Raw genomic sequence first — 16,776 nt, forward strand, 5'->3', positions numbered from 1 at the left:
TCCGAAGATCGCCGCCTGTCTGCATTTCGTCAGCGACGGGGCGAGGAAATCAATCCTCGCTGCGCACGTCCCGGCGCTCGGCGATGCGAGCGCGCTTGCCGGTGCGGCCGCGCAGATAATAGAGCTTCGCACGACGCACGACGCCGCGGCGGACCACGGTGATCGAATCGATGTTCGGCGAATAGAGCGGGAACACGCGCTCCACGCCTTCACCGAACGAAATCTTGCGCACGGTGAAGTTGCTGCCCATGCCCTTGTTCGAGCGGGCAATGCAGACGCCTTCATAATTCTGGACGCGGCTGCGGTCGCCTTCGATGACCTTCACGCCGACGCGCAGCGTGTCACCGGGGCGGAATTCCGGAATATCCTTGGCGAGGGCCGCGATGTTCTCGGCCTCGATCTGCTGGATCAAGTTCATGACTTAGGTCCTGTCTTTTCGCGTTGCGCACCAGAGGGCGACTGGTCCCGAACGCCGATATGGCGTTCCCAAAGGTCCGGCCGCCTTAGCCGAGTATCTTCTTCCGCCCTTTGTTTCCGCCAGGCGGCGATCTTCGCATGATCCCCCGATCGCAACACTTCAGGGATCGTGCGCCCTTCCCACAGAGCGGGTCGGGTATAGTGCGGATATTCGAGAAGGCCGCTTTCGAAGCTCTCTTCATCCCCACTGGAAGCGGCGCCCATTACCCCGGGCAGCAGGCGAATGCAAGCATCCAGCAGCAGCAACGCGCCCATCTCTCCGCCAGAGAGGATGATGTCGCCCATGCTGATCTGCTCGACGGCACGAGCCTCGAAAATTCGTTCGTCAAACCCTTCGAAGCGGCCGCAGAGAATGGTGGCGCCGGGGCCGGCGGCGAGTTGGCGGACGCGGGTCTGCGTGATCGGCTTGCCTCGCGGGGTCATGGCGATGACCGGCAGGTCGGGCGCCTTCTCCACCGCATGATCGATCGCGAGCCCGAGAATATCCGCACGCAGCACCATGCCCGCGCCGCCGCCCGCGGGCGTGTCATCCACGGTCCGGTGCTTGTCGGTCGCGAAGTCGCGGATATGGATAGGATCGCACGTCCACTTCCCCTCCGCCAACGCGCGGCCGGCGAGCGACACGCCCAGCGGGCCGGGAAACATCTCCGGATAAAGAGTCAGGATTTGCGCGGCGAAGGTCATGCCTCGCGGGCCCGGAAAGACACTGGCCAAAGGACGTCATGCTGAACTTGTTTCAGCATGACGTTCGAGGAGGAAGTCGACTCCACCCGATCAGACCGCAAAGGGGGCTTCAACGACAGCGCGATCCTCGGCGATCGTCACCGCATGCATAGGCGCCATGAAGCGCTTGCCGGTCGGCCGCTCCACCTCGACAATATCGCCGGCGCCAAAATTCTCGACCGCAACGATCGTGCCCAATCCCTCTCCTTCGTCGGAAAAGCAGGCCAGGCCGATCAGGTCGGCATGATAATATTCGCCCTCCCCCAACGGCGGCAGCGCCGAGCGTGGAACCGTGAGTTCGGTACCCCGCAGCGCCTCGGCTGCGGAGCGGTCGCCGACTTCGGCAAAGCGGGCGACAGCACCGTTCGGTCCCGGCCGGATCGACTTCAACGTGAGCTTACCCAAGCCAGCGTCGAAACTCTGATAGCCCTTGAGCGCTTCCGCGCCCTCGCCGAATATCTTGAGGCGCACCTCGCCCGATACGCCATGTGCGCCGATGATGACGGCCAGGGTCACAGGGCGGTCGGTAGTCATGCGATCCTCATACGACAGAAACAGCAGAAGCGGGCGCTGGAGGCCCGCTTCCTTGGTCAGATGGGCGCGGACAGGCCTTGCCCTCGCCCGATCTGCGACGATCAGCCCTCGGCAGCAGCTTCTTCGGCCGGTGCTTCTTCAGCGGCCGGAGCAGCAGCGGCTTCAGCGGCGGCAGCCTTGGCGGCTTCGGCAGCTTCAGCGGCTTCGGCAGCCTTGGCCGCGCGATCTTCGGCGCGATCCTTGGCCTTCTGACCCGGCTCGGCCTTGTTCGGGTTGTTGCGGGCGGCGCGCTCCTTCACGCCGGCGGCGTCGAGGAAGCGGGCAACGCGGTCGGTCGGCTGCGCGCCAGCGGCAACCCAGTGCTTCGCGCGCTCAACGTCCAGAACGACGCGCTTCTCGTCACCCTTGGGCAGGACGGGGTTGTAGCTGCCGATGCGCTCGATGAACTTGCCGTCACGCGGCGCGCGGCTGTCGGCCACGACGATGCGATAATAAGGACGCTTCTTGGAACCACCGCGCGAAAGACGAATGGACGTTGCCATGACTATTTTTGACCTTTCTACTCTAATCTAAATGCTTGAAACTATTTATTTCTTCATGAAATTCTGAAAGCCGGGCGGCAGGTTCGGCATATTGCCGCCGCCGCCAAGCCCGCCGAGGCCACCGAGCCCGCCAAGGTCGGGGGCGCCGCCCGCGCCACCCATCAGCTTGTCCATGCCGCCGCCGGTGAACATCTTGGCCAGGCCTTTCAGGCCGCCCATCTTGCGGATCTTCTTCATTGCGCTTTCCATCTCCTGATGCATTTTCAGGAGCTTGTTGACTTCCTGCACGGTGCGGCCGGAACCCTTGGCGATGCGGATCTTGCGCTTGGCGTTGATGAGCGCCGGCTTCTCCCGCTCCTTCGGCGTCATCGACCCGATCATCGCGTCCAGATGGATCAGCGTCTTGTCGCTGGCGCCGCTCGCCGCCATCGCCGCCTGCGCCTTTTTGAGGCCCGGCAGCATTCCGGCCAGCGCGCCAAGGCCGCCCATGCGGCGCATCTGATTGAGCTGGGCGCGCAGGTCGTTCATGTCGAACTGACCTTTCGCCATCTTCTTGGCAAGCTTGTCCGCTTCCTCGGCGTCGATCGTCTCGGCCGCGCGCTCGACCAGCGACACGACGTCCCCCATGCCAAGGATGCGCTGCGCCACGCGCGCAGGATGGAAGGGCTCGATCGCGTCAAGCTTTTCGCCCGTGCCCGCAAACTTGATCGGACGGCCCGTGACCGCGCGCATCGACAGCGCCGCACCACCGCGCGCATCGCCGTCCATGCGGGTCAGCACCACGCCGGTCAGCGGAACCTGCTGGGTAAAACTGGTCGCGACATTGACCGCGTCCTGGCCGGTCAGCGAGTCGACCACCAGCAGGATTTCCGCCGGGTTGGAGACTTCGGCCACCGCCTTCATCTCGTCCATCAGAGCCTGGTCGACGTGGAGACGACCCGCCGTGTCGAGCATCACCACGTCGAAGCCCTGAAGCTTCGCGGACTGGAGAGCGCGCTTGGCGATATCTACGGGCTGCTGGCCCGGTACGATCGGCAGGGTCGCGACGTCGGTCTGGGTGCCCAGCACTGCCAGCTGTTCCTGTGCAGCCGGGCGCTGGACGTCGAGCGACGCCATCAGCACCTTCTTGCGCTCTTTTTCCTTCAGGCGCTTGGCGATCTTCGCCGTGGAGGTGGTCTTGCCCGAGCCCTGCAGGCCGACCATCATGATGACGGCGGGCGGCGTGACATCGATCAGCAGGTCGGACGTCTCGGCGCCGAGCGTCTCTGTCAGCGTGTCGGAGACGATCTTGACGACCATCTGCCCCGGCGTGACGGAGCGCAGCACGTCGCTGCCGACAGCCCGCTCCGTTGCCTTCTCGACGAACTCACGAACGACCGGAAGCGCGACGTCGGCTTCCAGCAGCGCGATTCGCACCTCGCGCATCGCGGCGCGGACATCGTCCTCCGTAAGCGCACCGCGCCCACGCAGCTTGTCGAATACCCCACCAAGACGATCGCTGAGCGAATCGAACATCATCACCTCATATGGGCCAAAAAGCCCGGAAAACTGCGCCACCCTGCCAAACGACAAAATCGCCGGCGGGCGAAAACTCGCCGGCCAGCGTCCATCCGGTACTCCTCTTGAGTGCCATGGATCTGTCAGGGTATCGGACAGCTAGCCGCCCGATTGCTGGGGCGCCCTTAGCGCAACGGGCCCATATGCGCAAGCAGCCGGGCTGGTCTTTTGCGCGCGCACCCCTTACATGCGCGGCGCTATGGGCCGTTTTTCGAAAATGCATGGACTGGGCAACGACTTTGTCGTGATCGACGCGCGCGAGCAGGGCCTCGACATGCCCCCGGCGCGCGCGCAAGCCATAGCCGACCGGCACGCCGGCATCGGCTGCGACCAGCTGATCCTGATCGGCGCCTCCGACAGGGCCGACGTGTCGATGCGCATCTTCAACAGCGACGGCAGCGAGGTCGAGGCCTGCGGCAACGCCACCCGCTGCGTGCCGCTGTTCGTCGGCCGCGACGTGCTGATCGAGACGAAGGCGGGGCTGCTGGACGCCAGGAGCGTCGATGGCGGCTCGAGCGTCGATATGGGCGAACCGCGGCTGGAGTGGAATGCGATTCCCCTCGCCTACGCCATGGACACGCTCACCCTGCCGGTCAGCTGGGAAGACCTTCCCGCACCCGCAGCGGTCAATGTCGGCAACCCGCACGTCATTTTCTTCGTGGACGATCTGGACGGTGTGAACTTCGGCCATTTGGGGCCGCTGATCGAGACGGATGCGCTCTTCCCCGAGCGGGTGAACGTGAACTTCGCGCAGGCCGTGGGCGACAATCACATCCGCCTGATCGTCTGGGAACGCGGCGCAGGCCTGACGCGCGCCTGCGGCACCGGCGCCTGCGCGACGGCGGTCGCGGCTGTGCGGCGCAAGCTGGCGAGCGGCGCGGTTCGCGTCACCCTGCCCGGCGGCGACCTCATGATCGACTGGCAGCCGGGTGGCCGCATTCTGATGACCGGGCCGGCCGCCCATGTCTTCGACGGCGAGGCTGACTGGACGCGCTTCTGAAATGGGCGGGCCGCAGATCATCACCATGGGCTGCCGGCTCAACATCGCGGAGAGCGAGGCAATCCGCGAAATTGCGGGCGGACAGGATGACCTGATCGTCGTCAACAGCTGCGCGGTCACGGCAGAAGCCGTGCGTCAGACGCGACAAGCCATTCGCCGGGCACGGCGCGAACGGCCGGACGCACGCATCATGGTGACCGGCTGCGCCGCCCAGACGCAGCCTGAGACGTTCGCCCGCATGACAGAAGTCGATGCGGTGATCGGCAATCGGGAGAAGATGGAGGCGGCATCTTACTCCACCGCCGTTCGTGTCGAGCAAAGTCGAGACACGGACGCACGGCCACTTCGCGACTTTGCTCGAAGCGAAGGGCACTCTGCGGCAGTCCAAGTCTCCGACATCATGGCCGTCCGCGAAAGCGCGCCGCACATGGCGAGCGCCTTTGCCGAACATGCCCGCGCCTTCCTGGAGGTGCAGAATGGCTGCGACCATCGCTGCACCTTCTGCATCATCCCCTACGGGCGAGGAAACAGCCGCTCAGTTCCGGCCGGCGCCGTCATCGACAAAGCGCGCGAACTGGTGGATGCCGGTTACCGGGAGATCGTGCTGACCGGCGTGGACGTCACCAGCTATGGCCCCGACCTGCCCGGCGCGCCGTCGCTCGGCCTGCTGATCGAGCGCATCCTGAACGGCGTGCCCAATCTCACTCGCCTGCGCCTTTCCTCGCTCGACAGCGTGGAGATCGACGACCGCCTGTTCGATCTGCTTGCCCATGAACCGCGCATGATGCCACATCTGCACCTCTCGCTGCAGGCGGGCGACGACATGATCCTCAAGCGCATGAAGCGCCGCCACAGCCGCGCCGAAGCGATCCACACCGTTGAACGGCTGAAGACCGCCCGCCCAGATATCAGCATCGGTGCAGACATCATCGCCGGTTTTCCGACCGAGGATGAGGCGATGTTCGCCAACAGCCTGAAGCTGGTAGACGAGTGCGCGATCGTCCACGGCCACATCTTCCCCTATTCGCCCCGTATCGGAACGCCCGCCGCCCGCATGCCGCAGGTCGACCGCTCCACGATCAAGGCACGCGCCGCCCGCCTTCGCGAAGCGTGCGAGGTGCAGCGGCGATACTGGCTCCGCGGCCTGATCGGCTCCGGCCAGTCGGTGCTGGTCGAGCGCAACGGCACCTCCGGCCACGCGGAAAATTTCGCCCCGGTCCGGTTCGCGGCGCCGCAAACGCCATCCTCGATCGTCCGCGCGACCATCACGGGCCTTGAGAATGGCTCGCTTATCGCGCAAGAGGCGGCGTGATTGGGAAATCTATCTACCTTGTCATCCCCGCGGAGGCGGGGATCCATCTCGAGCGCGAGCATATGTGGATATGGGGGGAGTATGGACTCCCGCCTTCGCGGGAATGACGGTGTCGACTAATGGCTGAAACATCCTGGCGCGATCGCCTCTTCGGCGGCCTCAAGCGTACTTCCGACAAGCTGGGCGAGAATCTCACCGGCCTCTTCACCAAGGCCGCGCTCGATGAGCAGACCCTGGACGAGATCGAGGAGGCGCTGATCGTCAGCGACCTTGGCCCGGCCATGGCCGCCCGCGTGCGCGACCGCCTGTCGGAGGGCCGCTACAATCGCGAACTGACCGAAGAATATCTGCGCGAGATCATCGCCGAGGAAATCGAGAAGACCCTCGCTCCCGTCGCCCGTCCGCTGGAGATCGAGGCTTTTCCACGCCCGCAGGTAATCCTGGTCATCGGCGTCAACGGATCGGGCAAGACCACCACGATTGCCAAGCTCGCCAATAATTTCCTGGAGCAGGATTATGGGGTGATGCTGGCGGCGGGCGATACGTTCCGAGCCGCTGCCATCGGCCAGCTCAAGGTCTGGGCGGAGCGCCTCGGCATTCCGATCGTCGCAGGCAAGGAAGGCGGCGACGCGGCTGGGATCGTCTTCGATGCGGTAAAGCAGGCCACCGCCACCGGCATCGACGTGCTGATCGTCGATACGGCCGGGCGGCTTCAGAACAAGACCGAGCTGATGGATGAACTGGCCAAGGTGCGCCGCGTGCTGGGCCGCCTCAACCCGGCCGCACCGCACGACGTCGTGCTGGTTCTGGACGCCACGACGGGGCAGAATGCATTGAACCAGATCGAGGTGTTCAAGGAAACCGCACAGGTGACCGGCCTTGTCATGACGAAGCTCGACGGCACGGCGCGCGGCGGCGTGCTGGTCGCGGCCGCGGAGAAATTCCGGCTGCCGATCCACGCCATCGGCGTCGGTGAGAAGATCGAGGACCTGCGTCCCTTCGATCCGGGTGACATGGCTCGCGCCATTGCGGGAACGGCTTATGCGCGGTGATTTCCCCCACCTTCTCCAAACCCATCTCGTCCTCCCCGCGGAGGCGGGGATCCATCTCCCAACCTCGCGATTGGGAATATGGCCGGAGATGGATGCCCGCCTTCGCGGGAATGACGAAGGATAATATATGGCTGACGCAAAACCTACCCATGGCGGCAATCTCAGCCTGGCGCTCGATTTCGGGCCGCTCCTCATCTTCTTCCTGACCTACAAGGGCGCGGGTTGGTTGTGGGGTCCGGCCAATCCGATCACTGCCATGACGTTGGGGACCGGCGCCTTCATGGCCTCGATCGTGATCGCCGTCATCGTCTCCAAGGTGAAGCTCGGCCGCGTGTCGCCGATGCTTTGGTTATCGGCGCTGCTCATCCTGTTCTTCGGCGGCCTCACCATCTATTTCCGCGACCAGAGCTTCATCCAGGTGAAGCCGACCATCATCTACGCCTTCTTCGCTCTGATGCTCTTCGGCGGGCTGGCGCGCGGCAAGGCGCTGCTCAAATATCTGCTCCAGGCCGCCTATGACGGGCTAACGGAGGAAGGCTGGCGCAAGCTGTCGCGCAACTGGGCCTTCTTCTTCGTTGCCATGGCGCTCGCCAACGAAGTGATGCGGCGGACCATGAGCTTCGACAGCTGGCTCGCGGTCAAGGTGTGGGGCATCACGATCGTGTCGATCATCTTCGCGGCCGGCAACATCCCCATGCTGATGCGCCATGGTTTGACGCTGGGCGAAAAGCTCGACAGCGACGAAATCGGCGAAACCACTCCGCCCCAAGGCTGATCCGACGGCGAACCGGGGAGCCTAGGCCATCGTTACGTATCTGTCACATGGATATTTTCAGCCCTTCTGACAGAAATATGATGTTTTCTGCGATAGGCCAAGGCTGCTAGGGCCAAGGAGCCTTCCGGCCGCAGCGTCGTTATGCGGCCATCCATCACGAACCCGAGGAGTTCCGACATGGCATTCATTCTGCCCGATCTGCCTTATGCCAAGGATGCATTTGGCGACATTCTTTCCGCCGAGACATTCGACTATCACCATGGCAAGCATCACAATGCCTATGTCGTGAAGGCGAATGAGCTGGTCGCCGCCGATCCTGCCCTGCAGGGCAAGTCGCTGGTCGAGCTGATCAAGTCCAGCAAGGGCGCGCTGTTCAACCAGGTCGGTCAGATCTGGAACCACACCTTCTACTGGCACTCGCTCTCGCCGGAAAAGAAGGCCCCCTCGGGCCAGCTGCTCGACCTCATCAACGAAGGCTTCGGCTCGGTCGATGCGCTGCTCGACAAGCTGAAGGCGGAGGCCGTCGGCCATTTCGCCAGCGGCTGGGCCGCGCTGATCCTGAAGGACGGCAAGCTGGAAGTGACCAGCTATCATGACGCCGACACGCCGGTCGCGCATGACCATGCGCCGCTGCTGATCCTCGATGTGTGGGAACATGCCTATTATATCGATTATCGCAACCTGCGCCCCAACTATGCTGAAAAGCTGCTGAAGGAAGCGATCAACTGGGACTTCGTCGCCCAGAATCTCGACGGTCAGGGTGCCAGCCGCGCCGACCAGCCGGGCTGATCATGGCGCCTCCGCCGCCGGGGACAGGCGGCGGAGGCGACACACCGTTTCTTAACGTCCTTGCCCCACTGTGGTTCGACGGGACGGCAGGGAAACGATCTACATGAATCTCGACGAGTTGCGGCAGCAACATGACACGATCGAGGCTCTTGCCCGCCGATTCCAGCAGGCGGTTGCCGACGAGGGCAGTCCACAGCGGCTGGGTACGCTACGCTGGCAATTCGCCCGCGAGTTGATGGCTCATCTGGCTGTCGAGGACCGGCTTTTCTACCCCAATATCCAGCGGCAAAGCCATGAGGCGCTGCGCACGATGGCGGCGCGCTTGCAGATCGAGATGGCGCCCCTCGCCGACCGTTTCTCCGCTTATCTCGCCCATTGGAGCGACGAGCGGATCGCCGAGAACTGGCCTGCCTTTTGCCGCGAGACACGCAACATGCTGAGCGCCATCCTTGCACGCGTGGAAAAAGAGGAGCGATTGCTGATGCCGCTGCTCCAGGAGGCGGGGCTGAACCCGCTGCTCAAGCGGGCGGGCTGAGCGGCGGCGCCAAATCGAGCGCTTGCGCCAGTTCGTCCAGATCGGCGCCCGGCCGCACCAGCAGCCAGTCGCGTGACCGCGCGCCGTTCACCACCGTCACCGCGCCCTTGGGACAGACGCCTAGGCAATTCACCTCAAGGATACCTGCGGCGGCCTTGCGCCCCTTCTTGAGCGACAGGTGGCGGCGCAGCGCCTTGGCGAGCCGCTCCTCACCATCAGGACCAAAGCCGCCGTCGAGCTTCTTCGAACATTTGCGGCAGATGAGCACCGCATGGTCCCAGTTCGACCTGACGAACTGCTTCAATCCGCCTGCTCCCGCGGCTTCCACGTGCGCCGTTCCTCGGCCGCGCGCAGCACCTCATAGGCGGCCTGGATCGTCTGAAAGCGGACCGCGGCCTGCGCGTCCCCCGGTTTGACATCGGGGTGGTTTTCCTTGGCGAGCCGCCGCCAGCTTTTCTTCACCGCGTCGAAATCGGCATCGTCCTCCAGCTCGAGCGCTTTCAAGGCGTGAAGCTCGTCCCGCGACCGGCTGCCGTCGCCCGGGCCTCCCCAGCCATGATAGGCGCTGTGCTGATAGCCCCCGGCATCGCGCCGCTCGGCATGTTCGCGCTGCTCCCGTTCCTCGCGGTCGAGGCCCTGAAAATAGTCCCAGTTCCGGTTATACTCCGCCGCATGGTCGGTGCAGAAATACCAGCGCTCGCGGCTGTTGGGTGACTTGGGCGCGGGGCAGTCGCCCGGCCGGTCGCAACCGTGCCGATCGCACAGACGCACCTGCTGCGCCTCACGCGATGCGCCATAGCTGCGCCAGCGGGGAAAGCCCCAGTCATTGGATCGGCTGTTTCTTGCCATGGTTCCAAATTAGGCAGGCCGCAGGCGGAACGCCACCCCGGCGGTTGAGGAATTTACGCGGTTCAGGATCGCGATCCTGTGCCAGAGGGCCTGTAAGCCGGGTTCTGTCCTCCCGAAGGAGTGGCGACCATTCCTCTAGGGGACGGATTGCTCCGTCCCTCAAGCAACCAACCCGGGCGATCTCAGTCGAAACAGACCTAGCAGCCAAATTCTCTCGAACAGTCTGCGCGCCGCCCCTATTCGGTCTTGCTCCCGGTGGGGTTTACCGTGCCGCCTTCCGTTGCCGGAGACGCGGTGCGCTCTTACCGCACCCTTTCAATTTCGCGTGGTCGAAACCCCAATGTCCTAAGACAAAACGCGACCTGCTTTCTGTTGCACTGTCCCTTGGATCACTCCAGCCGGCCGTTAGCCGGCACCGTCATTTCGTGGAGCCCGGACTTTCCTCGCCGTGGAAGTTACCCGCCACGCCGCGGCCGCCCGGCCCTCTGGCACGAGCGCCTATACACGGACGATCGGCGTCAGTCATCCCCCTGCGGACGGGGAAGCAACAGCGCGAGCAGGATTGCGCGGCACTCGCCATCGATGATGCCGTCGATCAGTTCGGGGCGGAACCGGCGCTGGAAGGCGACCACCGCCGCCTGCGGGTCGGCAATGTCGTAACCGAACCGTTCCAGCGCGAGCATGAAGCCGCCATCGCTCCACAAGGGGTCCATCAGATTCTTGGTCGGGCGCGGCAACGCCAGCCTGAGCCGGGCAAGCTGCCCCCAGGGGAAAAGTTCGCCCGGGTCCTGCTTGCGCGCCGGGGCCACATCGCTGTGCCCGACGATGTTGCCCCGCGTGATCTTGTGCCGCCGGGTGATGTCGTGGATTAGCGGGATAAGCGATCCCATTTGCGCATCGGGGAAAGGCCGATAGCCCCATTCGTGACCGGGATTGACTATCTCTATGCCGATGCTCGCCGAATTGATGTCATCAATGCCCCGCCAGTGGGAACGGCCCGCATGCCAGGCACGCTTGCTCTCATCGACCATGCGGACCACCTGCCCATCCTCGGTCACGACATAATGAGCGGAAACCTTCGATTCCGGGCTCGCCATCCAATTGATCGCGCTCGCCGCGTCCGGCATGCCGGTATAGTGCAGCACCAGCATGGAGATCGGCAGGCCGCGCTCATCGAAATTGGGCGATGGGGTTTCGATCATCGGAAAATCGGTCATCGCGATAAGGCCAGCACTCGCATTCGTCGATCGTCAAAGCGCAGCGGGGCTGCGCTTGCCCGACAATGGCCGACAGCCTCGCGCCAATCAAGCGCGGCGTAGAAAGACGGCGCTGACGGAAGTGGCGATCAGACTACCTTGCGCAGCGGTTCGCTCCCGGCCGTGGCGATCCGCCGTCCATATCCGCCGCGAAAGTCGGGGTGCGGGATGAAATCTTCGCTATGCCCGATCACCGTCTCCCCCGCCCCTAGCAGCAGGACGGAACGCGGATGGCTGTGCCGCGCCAGCAGGCGAAGCACCGTCTGGCGCCGTTCCGGGGTGAAATAGAGCAGCACGTTGCGGCAGAGCAGCAGGTCATATTCGCCGATGGGTGCTCGCGCATCGAACAGATTGTCGGTCCGAAAGTCGATCATCTGGCGCAGACGGGAATTGGCGCGCCAATCATCGCCCGAAGGCTCGAACCATTTGATGAGATCGCCGACGGCCAGCCCCCTCTGGACATCCATCTGCGAAAAAATTCCCGACTTCGCCTGCTCGATCGCGGCGGAGGAAATGTCTGTCGCCAGTATCTCGATCCGCCAGCCACGCCACCGCGCAACATCATTGCTGAACTGAATCGCGAGCGAATAGACTTCCTGCCCCGTCGAGCAGCCGGCGCTCCAGACGCGCAGGACGCGATTCGAGCGCTCTTCCTGCACGCGCGGCAGGATGTGGCGGCTGATCATGTCGAAAATCTGAAGGTCGCGGAAGAAGCTGCTTTCATTGTTCAGCAGCGCATTCACGACCTCATTTTCAAGGTGGCTGTCCTTGTACCCCACCAGCCGAGTAGCGAGCGCATCCATGTCCGCCAGCCCATGCGCGCGCAGGACCGGCTTCAGCGCCGTTTCCATCCGCCACGCCCGGCTCTCCGACAGGATCTGCCCCGTTCGCGCTTCCAGCAGGCCCGACAGGATGCGGGCCGCACCTCGCGAAGCGGGTCCGGGCGGGGGTGTCAGTTCCATCAGCCTTTGATCTTTCCTCGGTGCGCCACGAAATCCATGATCGCATAGGGTTCCAGCAAGGCACAGCTCAAGCCTTCGCCTGCGACCGATCCGGGCATTCCCCAGACGACGCTGCTGGCTTCATCCTGCGCCACGATCCAGCCATGCGCCGCGACAACATCGCGTGCACCGACAGTGCCGTCGCGGCCCATGCCGGTCAGGACGATCCCTGCCGCGCCCGCGCCATAGGCCTGCGCCATGCTGGAAAACATCGGATCGACGCCCGGCAGGTTACCCGCCGGTGTTCGAGCGGGATCGAGCACGATGTTCACACGACCGTGCAGCCCGGCCCTCACCTGAAGATTGGCGTTGCCGGGCGCGACATAGACGGTGTCGGGAACAACTCTCTCGCCATGCTCGGCCACCTTGACACGCAGCGACGTCATGCGGGTCAGTTGCTCCGCGAAATATTGGGTGAAGCTGGCCGGAAGATGCTGCGTCAACAGGATCGGTACGCCCAGTGGCTCCCGCATGCCCGCGAAAAGCTGGCCCAACGCATGGATGCCGCCCGTGGACGCGCCGATGCCAAGACAGGCCAGCGGCTCGGCTGCGGGTTCGGCCTCCACCCGCAGCGGCGGCGGGTTGGCCACCGCTTGGCCGCTGGTGAACAGGCGTGAGAGCCGCTCGATCAGGGTATGCGGGAATTGTTCGCCGAAGCTGCCGCTGCCGGGCTTGGCGAAAATGTCGCTGGCCCCCAGCGCCAAAGCTTCGATTGCCGGTGCGCTTCCAGCGCGGCAATTGCCGGACAGGATCACCACCTTGGTGCGGGGGTTCGCGCGCAGGATCGCCGGCAGCGCTGCAATACCGCTCTGCCCCGGCAGTTCGATATCGAGCAGCACAAGGTCCACCTCATGCGCGGAGAGATAGTTGAGGGCATGCTCCGCGCTGTTCGTCTTGTGTGTAACGGTAAAGCCGGGGTCCGTGTTCAAGATACGCTCGATCACCGTTCGCACGACCACCGAGTCGTCGACAACCAGCGTCCGCACCGGGGCGGCTTCCTCTTTGCTGCTGGCGATGCTCGGCAGAACGACGCTCATGGGAACAGGACTTTCCGAACGGAAGGTGGGTGGAAGGATGGCGGGGCCAGGTCCGCGCGGGTCAGATCACGCCGACGATCGTCAGCTTGCTCTCCAGCGTTTCGCGGTCGAACGGCTTCATCACATATTCGTCAGCGCCCGCCTCAACCGCCGCACGAATATGGCTGATCCCGTTTTCGGTCGTGCAGAAGATGATCTTGGGCCGGGCAGTCAGCTTGGCGCCCGACAACGCCTGCAGAAACTCCATGCCGCTCATGACCGGCATGTTCCAGTCAAGCAAAACTACGTCCGGGGTCGATTCCTCGCACTGGGTAAGCGCGTCACGGCCATCCACCGCCTCGCTGACCGACAGGTCAAGCGATTCCAGAATATGGCGGGCAACTTTTCGTATGACTTTTGAATCATCAACGACCAGGCAGTTTTTCATGAAGCGTCCCTTTTTTGCTTCTGTTCACGTCAAGCTTTACGTTGCAAAGCCGAGCATTTGGTAAATGCGCGGAAAAAGATATTCAGGCGGCCTGCGGCAAGGCGGTGTTGTCGATAAACCCGGCCAGCGACACGAGCAGATAGGGTTGCCCCTGATGCTCCACCAATCCGCGCACATAGGGGGTCCAGGCCTTGTCCAGCTGGCCACGCAGGGGAAGTTCGCCGTCGGGCAGCTGGCAGATGTCGTGAACGGCATCGACCATCAGCCCATAGCTATGCCCGCTGATATCGGCGATGATGGCAAGACGCTTGTCAGCGGTGGGAGTGGCGTTCCCGCGAATCAGGGCTGCAGCATCGATAATCGTCAGCACGCGGCTTCGGAGAGCCGAAAGCCCCGCGATATGCGCGCCCATGCGGGGAACCGACGTGATGTCGGTGAGCTTCACCACCGCTTCGACCTCTGCCGTCTCGACCGCGATGCGGGTGCCCGCCAGCGTCGCGAGCAGATAGAGCTGATTCATCGACCCGTTCTCCTTCAGCGCCGGACGCCGGCAATGGCCGCCATCAACGAGTCCTGGTCATAGCGGTAGATGCTTTCGTCTTGCGGCCCAGTGGGGCGCGGCGTTGCGCGCAACTGGACAACGCGACAACCAAGCATATCGACTGCCTGCGCAGTGTCGCCGTTGCTGAACAGCAGCACATCGTCAGGCTCGATTGGTGCATCGATGGGTAAACCCAGCACGACTTCATGCCCCGCCTGCCGCAGCAGCGGGGCCAGAATCTCGCGGGTCCAGCCATCGTCTCCATCAGCCAGCAGGCAGCGGCCCGACCCCTTCTCCCTTAATGGACCATCCGGCAGTGCCGCGAAGAGCGCGAAGGGATTGATCACTTCCAGATGCTGCCCCTCGACGACGGCAACGCCGCTCAAGATGCCATGCATCGCCACCATGTCAGGCACGGCCGGCATGTCCACAATGTCGAGCACCGCCGCGACGGGGTAGCAGGCCTCGCGGCTGCCGTCGCGCAGGCGCAGTGCTGCCACCTTTTCTGCGGCAAAATCATGCTGCCCGTTCACGACCGGCACCAGCCTTCCGTCCAACCGCACAAAAGCATGACCGCCAGACCGCCCGAACAGATGAGCGTCGATATCCTCCACCCGCTCGATCAGCGACAGTTTCAGCAGGCGGCGTTCGCCTGTCAGTTCCTCAAAGCGCAGGGCCGACACCATCTCAACACCCTGCTCCCTCTCTTGGTCCTCGCTGCTTCGCCTTGCCGCGGGATCATCGATGATGTTGGGCAGCCCCGCCGCGCTCGCGAGGCCGCCTGCATCCAGCAGCAGCATCGGCTTGCCATTGTCGGGCAAGGTCATGCCGGCGTAGACCCCTGCCGCCATGATCAGCGGAGAAGCGGGCCGGATGACCAGCTCCTCATGATTATCGACCGCCGAGACGCCCATGGCGAAGGGAACGCCGGAGGCGGAGCGCACTACCATGATCGCGCGCGGCCCGGCCTGCTCAGGCTTCTCCATGCCCAGTACATGCTCCAGATCGATCATCGAGTGGCGAACCGACCGGATCGTGGCGATTTTCGCGCCGCCGACTTCGGCAATCTGCAGCGTTTCATTATTGTCGTGCAATATCTCGACCACCGCCGAGCGGGGGATGGCGAAGTGCAGCCCGCCCGCCCGGACGATCAGCCCCGGAATGATGGTCAGCGTCAGGGGTACGCGCAGCGTGATGGTCAGCCCGCGGCCCGGTCGGTTTTGCAGCGTGATCGCGCCGCCGATCCGCTCGACATTGGCGCGCACCACATCCATGCCGACGCCGCGTCCGGATATCGCCGTCACCTTGTCTGCTGTCGTGAGGCCGGGCTGGAAGATCAGGTCCAGCTTCTCCGCCTCGCTCATGCGTATGACGGCATCCTTCGTGAGCCGCCCCGCGTCGATCGCCTTCTCGACCAGGTGTGTAGTATCGATGCCCTTTCCGTCGTCGCTGACCTCGATAACGATCTGGTTGCCGGACTGGCGCGCCTGCAAACATAGCTGCCCCACTTCCGGCTTGCCCAGCGCACGGCGTTTATCAGGCGTCTCGATGCCATGGTCGATACTGTTGCGCACGATATGGGTGAGTGGATCGACCACCATCTCCACCATCTCGCGGTCCATCTCGACGTCGCCGCCCTCCAGCTGCAGATCGATGCGCTTGCCAAGGTCGCGGCCAAGGTCGCGCACCATCCGCGGGATAGCGGTGAACAGCCGATCGACGCGCTGCATCCGCGTCTTGGAAATGGCGTCCCGCATGTCGGCAACACAGGTGGACAGCCGCTCGAACGCACTTTCCAGTTCAGGGTCGCCCGACCGCTCCCGAAGCTTGCGCGACAGTTCGTTGCGGGCCAGCACCATGTCCGACACGCCGTTCATCAACTGGTCGATCAGGGCCAAAGGCAGGCGGATCGTGCGCGGTGCGGCCTGGGTTCCCGACGGGCGAGCGACAGCAACCGAGGCTGCTGCTTCCTCAGCTTTTTCCGCTGCCGGAGCACCGGCATCGGCGATAAGGGCGCCGATCAGATATTCGTCATTTTCCTGCGGCAGCGCGGCACCGATCGCCACCGCCTCGGCCAGCTCCGCGATCCGGTCCATGATCGCCAGTACGGCGCTGACCGTCGCGTGATCCGCGGTGCGCGTGCCTGCCCTGATCTCCGACAGCACATCCTCGGCAGCGTGGCTCAGCCGCTCGAAGCGCGGGAGGTTCAGGAAGCCGCAGCTGCCCTTGACTGTGTGGAAAAACCGGAAAATCGCGTCCAGCCGGTCACGATCGGACGGATCAGCCTCCCACGCGACGACCTCCCCCGCCAGGGCCTCCAGCGTTTCCTGTGTCTCGGATATAAATTCCTGAAGTAGTTCGTCCATTCC

General features: G+C 64.0%; 19 protein-coding genes and 1 other RNA gene. 6 read left to right on the plus strand and 14 right to left on the minus strand.

The features are described 5' to 3' along the window. Positions 1 to 49: 49 nt before the first annotated feature. The 5 genes from rplS to ffh all read right to left on the minus strand — a co-directional run bounded on the left by rplS (position 50) and on the right by ffh (position 3,794). Positions 50 to 418 carry a 50S ribosomal protein L19 gene (gene rplS, locus L858_RS0101795; protein WP_022681436.1) on the minus strand — a complete coding sequence of 123 codons (369 nt, stop codon included), beginning with the start codon at positions 416 to 418 and terminating at the stop codon, positions 50 to 52. Then, positions 415 to 1,161: a tRNA (guanosine(37)-N1)-methyltransferase TrmD gene (trmD, locus tag L858_RS0101800; RefSeq protein ID WP_028055688.1), complete on the minus strand. Its 747-nt coding sequence runs from the start codon at positions 1,159 to 1,161 to the stop codon at positions 415 to 417. Before trmD ends, rplS begins: the two co-directional genes overlap by 4 nt. Before the next feature lie 90 nt (positions 1,162 to 1,251). Further along, positions 1,252 to 1,734, minus strand: coding sequence for a ribosome maturation factor RimM (rimM, locus tag L858_RS0101805; protein ID WP_022681438.1), 483 nt, complete (start codon positions 1,732 to 1,734; stop codon positions 1,252 to 1,254). Positions 1,735 to 1,835: 101 nt separating this feature from the next. Beyond that, on the minus strand, positions 1,836 to 2,276 hold the full coding sequence (gene rpsP, locus L858_RS0101810; RefSeq protein WP_022681439.1) for a 30S ribosomal protein S16: 441 nt from the start codon (positions 2,274 to 2,276) through the stop codon (positions 1,836 to 1,838). A gap of 45 nt (positions 2,277 to 2,321) precedes the next feature. Beyond that, positions 2,322 to 3,794: a signal recognition particle protein gene (gene ffh, locus L858_RS0101815; protein ID WP_028055689.1), complete on the minus strand. Its 1,473-nt coding sequence runs from the start codon at positions 3,792 to 3,794 to the stop codon at positions 2,322 to 2,324. Positions 3,795 to 4,032: 238 nt separating this feature from the next. On the opposite strand from ffh, the gene dapF reads away from it, so the two are divergent. The 6 genes from dapF (at position 4,033) to L858_RS0101850 (ending at position 9,296) form a co-directional block, all read left to right on the plus strand. Further along, positions 4,033 to 4,833: a diaminopimelate epimerase gene (dapF, locus tag L858_RS0101820; RefSeq protein ID WP_022681441.1), complete on the plus strand. Its 801-nt coding sequence runs from the start codon at positions 4,033 to 4,035 to the stop codon at positions 4,831 to 4,833. Position 4,834: 1 nt separating this feature from the next. Beyond that, the gene (gene mtaB, locus L858_RS0101825; RefSeq protein ID WP_022681442.1) at positions 4,835 to 6,145 is read left to right on the plus strand and encodes a tRNA (N(6)-L-threonylcarbamoyladenosine(37)-C(2))-methylthiotransferase MtaB; all 1,311 of its coding nucleotides are present in this window, start codon (positions 4,835 to 4,837) and stop codon (positions 6,143 to 6,145) included. A gap of 119 nt (positions 6,146 to 6,264) precedes the next feature. Then, positions 6,265 to 7,197: a signal recognition particle-docking protein FtsY gene (gene ftsY / locus L858_RS0101835; RefSeq protein WP_022681443.1), complete on the plus strand. Its 933-nt coding sequence runs from the start codon at positions 6,265 to 6,267 to the stop codon at positions 7,195 to 7,197. A 127-nt stretch (positions 7,198 to 7,324) separates the two neighbouring features. Continuing rightward, positions 7,325 to 7,972 (plus strand): inner membrane-spanning protein YciB, encoded by a 648-nt coding sequence (locus L858_RS0101840; RefSeq protein WP_022681444.1) that lies wholly within the window; start codon positions 7,325 to 7,327, stop codon positions 7,970 to 7,972. Positions 7,973 to 8,149: 177 nt separating this feature from the next. Beyond that, a complete protein-coding gene (locus L858_RS0101845) occupies positions 8,150 to 8,761 on the plus strand; it encodes a superoxide dismutase (protein ID WP_022681445.1) in 612 nt (203 codons plus the stop codon). Positions 8,762 to 8,864: 103 nt separating this feature from the next. Beyond that, positions 8,865 to 9,296: a hemerythrin domain-containing protein gene (locus tag L858_RS0101850; protein ID WP_022681446.1), complete on the plus strand. Its 432-nt coding sequence runs from the start codon at positions 8,865 to 8,867 to the stop codon at positions 9,294 to 9,296. On the opposite strand, the gene L858_RS0101855 is transcribed toward L858_RS0101850, so the two are convergent. The 9 genes from L858_RS0101855 to L858_RS0101890 form a co-directional block, all read right to left on the minus strand. Next, on the minus strand, positions 9,280 to 9,624 hold the full coding sequence (locus L858_RS0101855) for an NADH-quinone oxidoreductase subunit NuoE family protein (protein WP_022681447.1): 345 nt from the start codon (positions 9,622 to 9,624) through the stop codon (positions 9,280 to 9,282). The genes L858_RS0101850 and L858_RS0101855 overlap by 17 nt on opposite strands. Then, positions 9,597 to 10,145: a J domain-containing protein gene (locus L858_RS0101860; RefSeq protein WP_022681448.1), complete on the minus strand. Its 549-nt coding sequence runs from the start codon at positions 10,143 to 10,145 to the stop codon at positions 9,597 to 9,599. The genes L858_RS0101855 and L858_RS0101860 overlap by 28 nt, the downstream gene beginning before the upstream one ends. Positions 10,146 to 10,222: 77 nt before the next feature. Then, positions 10,223 to 10,634: RNase P RNA component class A (rnpB, locus tag L858_RS20885), an RNA gene on the minus strand. Between the two features lie 29 nt (positions 10,635 to 10,663). Further along, entirely contained in the window at positions 10,664 to 11,362 is a 699-nt protein-coding gene (locus tag L858_RS0101865) for an N-acetylmuramoyl-L-alanine amidase (protein WP_022681449.1), read from the minus strand. Between the two features lie 128 nt (positions 11,363 to 11,490). After that, on the minus strand, positions 11,491 to 12,363 hold the full coding sequence (locus L858_RS0101870) for a CheR family methyltransferase (RefSeq protein ID WP_022681450.1): 873 nt from the start codon (positions 12,361 to 12,363) through the stop codon (positions 11,491 to 11,493). Next, positions 12,363 to 13,439: a chemotaxis protein CheB gene (locus L858_RS0101875; RefSeq protein WP_022681451.1), complete on the minus strand. Its 1,077-nt coding sequence runs from the start codon at positions 13,437 to 13,439 to the stop codon at positions 12,363 to 12,365. The genes L858_RS0101870 and L858_RS0101875 overlap by 1 nt, the downstream gene beginning before the upstream one ends. Before the next feature lie 61 nt (positions 13,440 to 13,500). Continuing rightward, a complete protein-coding gene (locus L858_RS0101880; protein WP_022681452.1) occupies positions 13,501 to 13,866 on the minus strand; it encodes a response regulator in 366 nt (121 codons plus the stop codon). Positions 13,867 to 13,948: 82 nt separating this feature from the next. Further along, on the minus strand, positions 13,949 to 14,386 hold the full coding sequence (locus L858_RS0101885; RefSeq protein WP_022681453.1) for a chemotaxis protein CheW: 438 nt from the start codon (positions 14,384 to 14,386) through the stop codon (positions 13,949 to 13,951). A 14-nt stretch (positions 14,387 to 14,400) separates the two neighbouring features. After that, positions 14,401 to 16,773 (minus strand): chemotaxis protein CheA, encoded by a 2,373-nt coding sequence (locus tag L858_RS0101890; protein WP_022681454.1) that lies wholly within the window; start codon positions 16,771 to 16,773, stop codon positions 14,401 to 14,403. Positions 16,774 to 16,776 lie beyond the last annotated feature (3 nt).

Source organism: Sphingobium bisphenolivorans (assembly GCF_000412635.1).
GTDB classification, from domain to species: Bacteria; Pseudomonadota; Alphaproteobacteria; order Sphingomonadales; family Sphingomonadaceae; genus Sphingobium; species Sphingobium bisphenolivorans.